The sequence below is a fragment of the Rhodococcus sp. BUPNP1 genome, assembly GCF_002215235.1.
Taxonomy (GTDB): Bacteria; Actinomycetota; Actinomycetes; order Mycobacteriales; family Mycobacteriaceae; genus Rhodococcus.
In genome coordinates this window covers 1-5,210 of record NZ_NERM01000064.1, presented here as the reverse complement: position 1 = coordinate 5,210, position 5,210 = coordinate 1, and the positions used below count along the sequence as shown (strand labels likewise).

3 rRNA genes are annotated in these 5,210 nt (G+C 57.3%); all 3 read left to right on the top strand.

Annotated features, from left to right (window positions below):
- Positions 1-24 precede the first annotated feature (24 nt).
- The 3 genes from B9C99_RS25325 to rrf all read left to right on the top strand — a co-directional run bounded on the left by B9C99_RS25325 (position 25) and on the right by rrf (position 5,203).
- Positions 25-1,546, top strand: a 16S ribosomal RNA gene (locus tag B9C99_RS25325).
- A gap of 303 nt (positions 1,547-1,849) precedes the next feature.
- A 23S ribosomal RNA gene (locus tag B9C99_RS25320) occupies positions 1,850-4,981 on the top strand.
- Between the two features lie 105 nt (positions 4,982-5,086).
- Positions 5,087-5,203: ribosomal RNA gene (rrf, locus tag B9C99_RS25315) — 5S ribosomal RNA — on the top strand.
- Together the 16S, 23S and 5S rRNA genes form the textbook arrangement of a ribosomal RNA operon.
- The last annotated feature ends 7 nt before the right edge of the window (positions 5,204-5,210 follow it).

The window sequence follows — 5,210 nt, the reverse complement described above, 5'->3', positions numbered from 1 at the left end:
CCCCTTCGGGGTGATTGTGAGTCTTCAACGGAGAGTTTGATCCTGGCTCAGGACGAACGCTGGCGGCGTGCTTAACACATGCAAGTCGAACGATGAAGCCCAGCTTGCTGGGTGGATTAGTGGCGAACGGGTGAGTAACACGTGGGTGATCTGCCCTGCACTCTGGGATAAGCCTGGGAAACTGGGTCTAATACCGGATATGACCTCTTGCTGCATGGTGAGGGGTGGAAAGTTTTTCGGTGCAGGATGAGCCCGCGGCCTATCAGCTTGTTGGTGGGGTAATGGCCTACCAAGGCGACGACGGGTAGCCGGCCTGAGAGGGCGACCGGCCACACTGGGACTGAGACACGGCCCAGACTCCTACGGGAGGCAGCAGTGGGGAATATTGCACAATGGGCGCAAGCCTGATGCAGCGACGCCGCGTGAGGGATGACGGCCTTCGGGTTGTAAACCTCTTTCAGCAGGGACGAAGCGCAAGTGACGGTACCTGCAGAAGAAGCACCGGCCAACTACGTGCCAGCAGCCGCGGTAATACGTAGGGTGCGAGCGTTGTCCGGAATTACTGGGCGTAAAGAGCTCGTAGGCGGTTTGTCGCGTCGTCTGTGAAATCCCGCAGCTCAACTGCGGGCTTGCAGGCGATACGGGCAGACTCGAGTACTGCAGGGGAGACTGGAATTCCTGGTGTAGCGGTGAAATGCGCAGATATCAGGAGGAACACCGGTGGCGAAGGCGGGTCTCTGGGCAGTAACTGACGCTGAGGAGCGAAAGCGTGGGTAGCGAACAGGATTAGATACCCTGGTAGTCCACGCCGTAAACGGTGGGCGCTAGGTGTGGGTTTCCTTCCACGGGATCCGTGCCGTAGCCAACGCATTAAGCGCCCCGCCTGGGGAGTACGGCCGCAAGGCTAAAACTCAAAGGAATTGACGGGGGCCCGCACAAGCGGCGGAGCATGTGGATTAATTCGATGCAACGCGAAGAACCTTACCTGGGTTTGACATGTACCGGACGACTGCAGAGATGTGGTTTCCCTTGTGGCCGGTAGACAGGTGGTGCATGGCTGTCGTCAGCTCGTGTCGTGAGATGTTGGGTTAAGTCCCGCAACGAGCGCAACCCTTGTCCTGTGTTGCCAGCACGTGATGGTGGGGACTCGCAGGAGACTGCCGGGGTCAACTCGGAGGAAGGTGGGGACGACGTCAAGTCATCATGCCCCTTATGTCCAGGGCTTCACACATGCTACAATGGTCGGTACAGAGGGCTGCGATACCGTGAGGTGGAGCGAATCCCTTAAAGCCGGTCTCAGTTCGGATCGGGGTCTGCAACTCGACCCCGTGAAGTCGGAGTCGCTAGTAATCGCAGATCAGCAACGCTGCGGTGAATACGTTCCCGGGCCTTGTACACACCGCCCGTCACGTCATGAAAGTCGGTAACACCCGAAGCCGGTGGCCTAACCCCTCGTGGGAGGGAGCCGTCGAAGGTGGGATCGGCGATTGGGACGAAGTCGTAACAAGGTAGCCGTACCGGAAGGTGCGGCTGGATCACCTCCTTTCTAAGGAGCACTTCTCCCGGCGGGGGTCACACAGGTGACTGCCTCACGGGCAGAGACTGTTTCGTTCCCACAGGTGGAACGGCAGAAGCTCATGGGTGGAACGCTGACAAGCATTTTCTTCACTACTGCGGGCCCGAGTGCCGGCAGGAGGAAAGTTATATCGGTGCACTGTTGGGTCCTGAGAGAACACGCGAGTGTTTTTTCAGCGACGATGACTTACGAAGACGGTTGGCCGTGTGGCCGGCGTTGGTAGGGGTTGTTGTGTGTTGTTTGAGAACTGCACAGTGGACGCGAGCATCTTTGTTGTAAGTGTTTATGAGCGTACGGTGGATGCCTTGGCACCAGGAGCCGATGAAGGACGTGGGAGGCTGCGATATGCCTCGGGGAGCTGTCAACCGAGCTGTGATCCGAGGATTTCCGAATGGGGAAACCCAGCACGAGTGATGTCGTGTTACCCGCATCTGAATATATAGGGTGTGTGGAGGGAACGTGGGGAAGTGAAACATCTCAGTACCCACAGGAAGAGAAAACAACAGTGATTCCGTGAGTAGTGGCGAGCGAAAGCGGATGAGGCTAAACCATGGGTGTGTGATAGCTGGCAGGCGTTGCATCCGTGGGGTTGTGGGGCTTTTCTTCCCGTCACTGTCATGACGGGCGAGAGTAAGAAACCGGTTGGTTAGTCGAAGTGGTCTGGAACGGCCTGTCGTAGAGGGTGAGAATCCCGTAGACGAAAACTTGCCGGCTCTCGTGAGAAGTACCCGAGTAGCACCGGGCCCGTGAAATCCGGTGTGAATCTGTCGGGACCACCCGATAAGCCTGAATACTCCCTGGTGACCGATAGCGGACTAGTACCGTGAGGGAAAGGTGAAAAGTACCCCGGGAGGGGAGTGAAATAGTACCTGAAACCGTGCGCTTACAATCCGTCAGAGCCTTCGAGCAGCTTGCTGCTGGGGGTGATGGCGTGCCTTTTGAAGAATGAGCCTGCGAGTTAGTGGCATGTCGCGAGGTTAACCCGTGTGGGGTAGTCGTAGCGAAAGCGAGTCCGAATAGGGCGCATCTAGTGGCATGTTCTAGACCCGAAGCGGAGTGATCTACCCATGGCCAGGGTGAAGCGATGGTAAGACGTCGTGGAGGCCCGAACCCACTTAGGTTGAAAACTGAGGGGATGAGTTGTGGGTAGGGGTGAAAGGCCAATCAAACTCCGTGATAGCTGGTTCTCCCCGAAATGCATTTAGGTGCAGCGTCGCGTGTTTCTCACCGGAGGTAGAGCTACTGGATGGTCTAGGGGGCCCACAAGCTTACCGAAATCAGCCAAACTCCGAATGCCGGTGAGTGAGAGCGCGGCAGTGAGACTGCGGGGGATAAGCTTCGTAGTCGAGAGGGAAACAGCCCAGATCGCCGGCTAAGGCCCCTAAGCGTGTACTAAGTGGAAAAGGATGTGGGATCGCTGAGACAACCAGGAGGTTGGCTTAGAAGCAGCCACCCTTGAAAGAGTGCGTAATAGCTCACTGGTCAAGTGGTTCTGCGCCGACAATGTAGCGGGGCTCAAGTACACCGCCGAAGCCGCGGCATTCACACAACACCCCGGAAGGGTTACGGCTTTTCCGGCAGTGGTGTGGATGGGTAGGGGAGCGTCGTGCAGCCGTGGAAGCGCCGGAGTGATCCAGGTGTGGAGGCTGCGCGAGTGAGAATGCAGGCATGAGTAGCGAAAGACGAGTGAGAAACTCGTCCGCCGGATGACCAAGGGTTCCTGGGCCAGGTTAATCCGCCCAGGGTGAGTCGGGACCTAAGGCGAGGCCGACAGGCGTAGTCGATGGACAACGGGTTGATATTCCCGTACCCGTGTATCCGCGCCCAATGGCGAATCAGTTGTGCTAACCGTCCAAAAGTTCCGCTGTCTCCTTCGGGAGTCGACTGGATGGCTGCACGGGACCCCGATTGTAGTAGTCAAGCGATGGGGTGACGCAGGAAGGTAGCTGGGCCAGGTGATGGAATACCTGGTGTAAGCCGGTAGGGCGAATGGTAGGCAAATCCGCCATTCATACAGCCTGAGAGGTGATGCGTACCCGTTGAGGGGAATTCAGTGATCCTATGCTGCCGAGAAAAGCCTCTAGTGAGTTGGTACACGGCCCGTACCCCAAACCGACACAGGTGGTCAGGTAGAGAATACCGAGGCGATCGAGAGAACTGTGGTTAAGGAACTCGGCAAAATGCCCCCGTAACTTCGGGAGAAGGGGGACCACGCCCGGTGACGGCCCTTGCGGTCCGAGCTGGGGGTGGTCGCAGAGACCAGAGAGAAGCGACTGTTTACTAAAAACACAGGTCCGTGCGAAGTCGTAAGACGATGTATACGGACTGACGCCTGCCCGGTGCTGGAAGGTTAAGAGGACCGGTTAGCCATTTCGGTGGCGAAGCTGAGAATTTAAGCCCCAGTAAACGGCGGTGGTAACTATAACCATCCTAAGGTAGCGAAATTCCTTGTCGGGTAAGTTCCGACCTGCACGAATGGCGTAACGACTTCTCTGCTGTCTCGACCACAGACTCGGCGAAATTGCATTACGAGTAAAGATGCTCGTTACGCGCGGCAGGACGAAAAGACCCCGGGACCTTCACTATAGCTTGGTATTGGTGTTCGGTTCGGTTTGTGTAGGATAGGTGGGAGACTGTGAAGCGGCCACGCCAGTGGTTGTGGAGTCGTTGTTGAAATACCACTCTGATCGTATTGGACCTCTAACCTCGGACCATGATCTGGTTCAGGGACAGTGCCTGGTGGGTAGTTTAACTGGGGCGGTTGCCTCCCAAAATGTAACGGAGGCGCCCAAAGGTTCCCTCAGCCTGGTTGGCAATCAGGTGTCGAGTGCAAGTGCACAAGGGAGCTTGACTGTGAGACTGACAGGTCGAGCAGGGACGAAAGTCGGGACTAGTGATCCGGCACCGGCATGTGGAAGCGGTGTCGCTCAACGGATAAAAGGTACCCCGGGGATAACAGGCTGATCTTCCCCAAGAGTCCATATCGACGGGATGGTTTGGCACCTCGATGTCGGCTCGTCGCATCCTGGGGCTGGAGTAGGTCCCAAGGGTTGGGCTGTTCGCCCATTAAAGCGGCACGCGAGCTGGGTTTAGAACGTCGTGAGACAGTTCGGTCTCTATCCGCCGCGCGCGTTAGAAACTTGAGGAAGGCTGTCCCTAGTACGAGAGGACCGGGACGGACGAACCTCTGGTGTGCCAGTTGTCCCGCCAGGGGCATGGCTGGTTGGCTACGTTCGGAAGGGATAACCGCTGAAAGCATCTAAGCGGGAAGCCTGTTCCAAGATGAGGTTTCTCACCCCCTCGAGGGGGTAAGGCCCCCGGCAGACCACCGGGTTGATAGGCCGGAACTGGAAGCCCAGCAATGGGTGGAGGTGACCGGTACTAATAGGCCGAGGACTTACCACGAAGATGTTACGCGTCCACTGTGCGGTATCTGAAACAACACACACATCAGATATCGGGAATCCCCTTGGGGGAGAACCGAATCCGATGCGTGAAGTTTCATAGAGTTACGGCGGCCATAGCGACAGGGAAACGCCCGGTCCCATTCCGAACCCGGAAGCTAAGCCTGTCTGCGCCGATGGTACTGCACTCGACAGGGTGTGGGAGAGTAGGACACCGCCGAACACCCGTT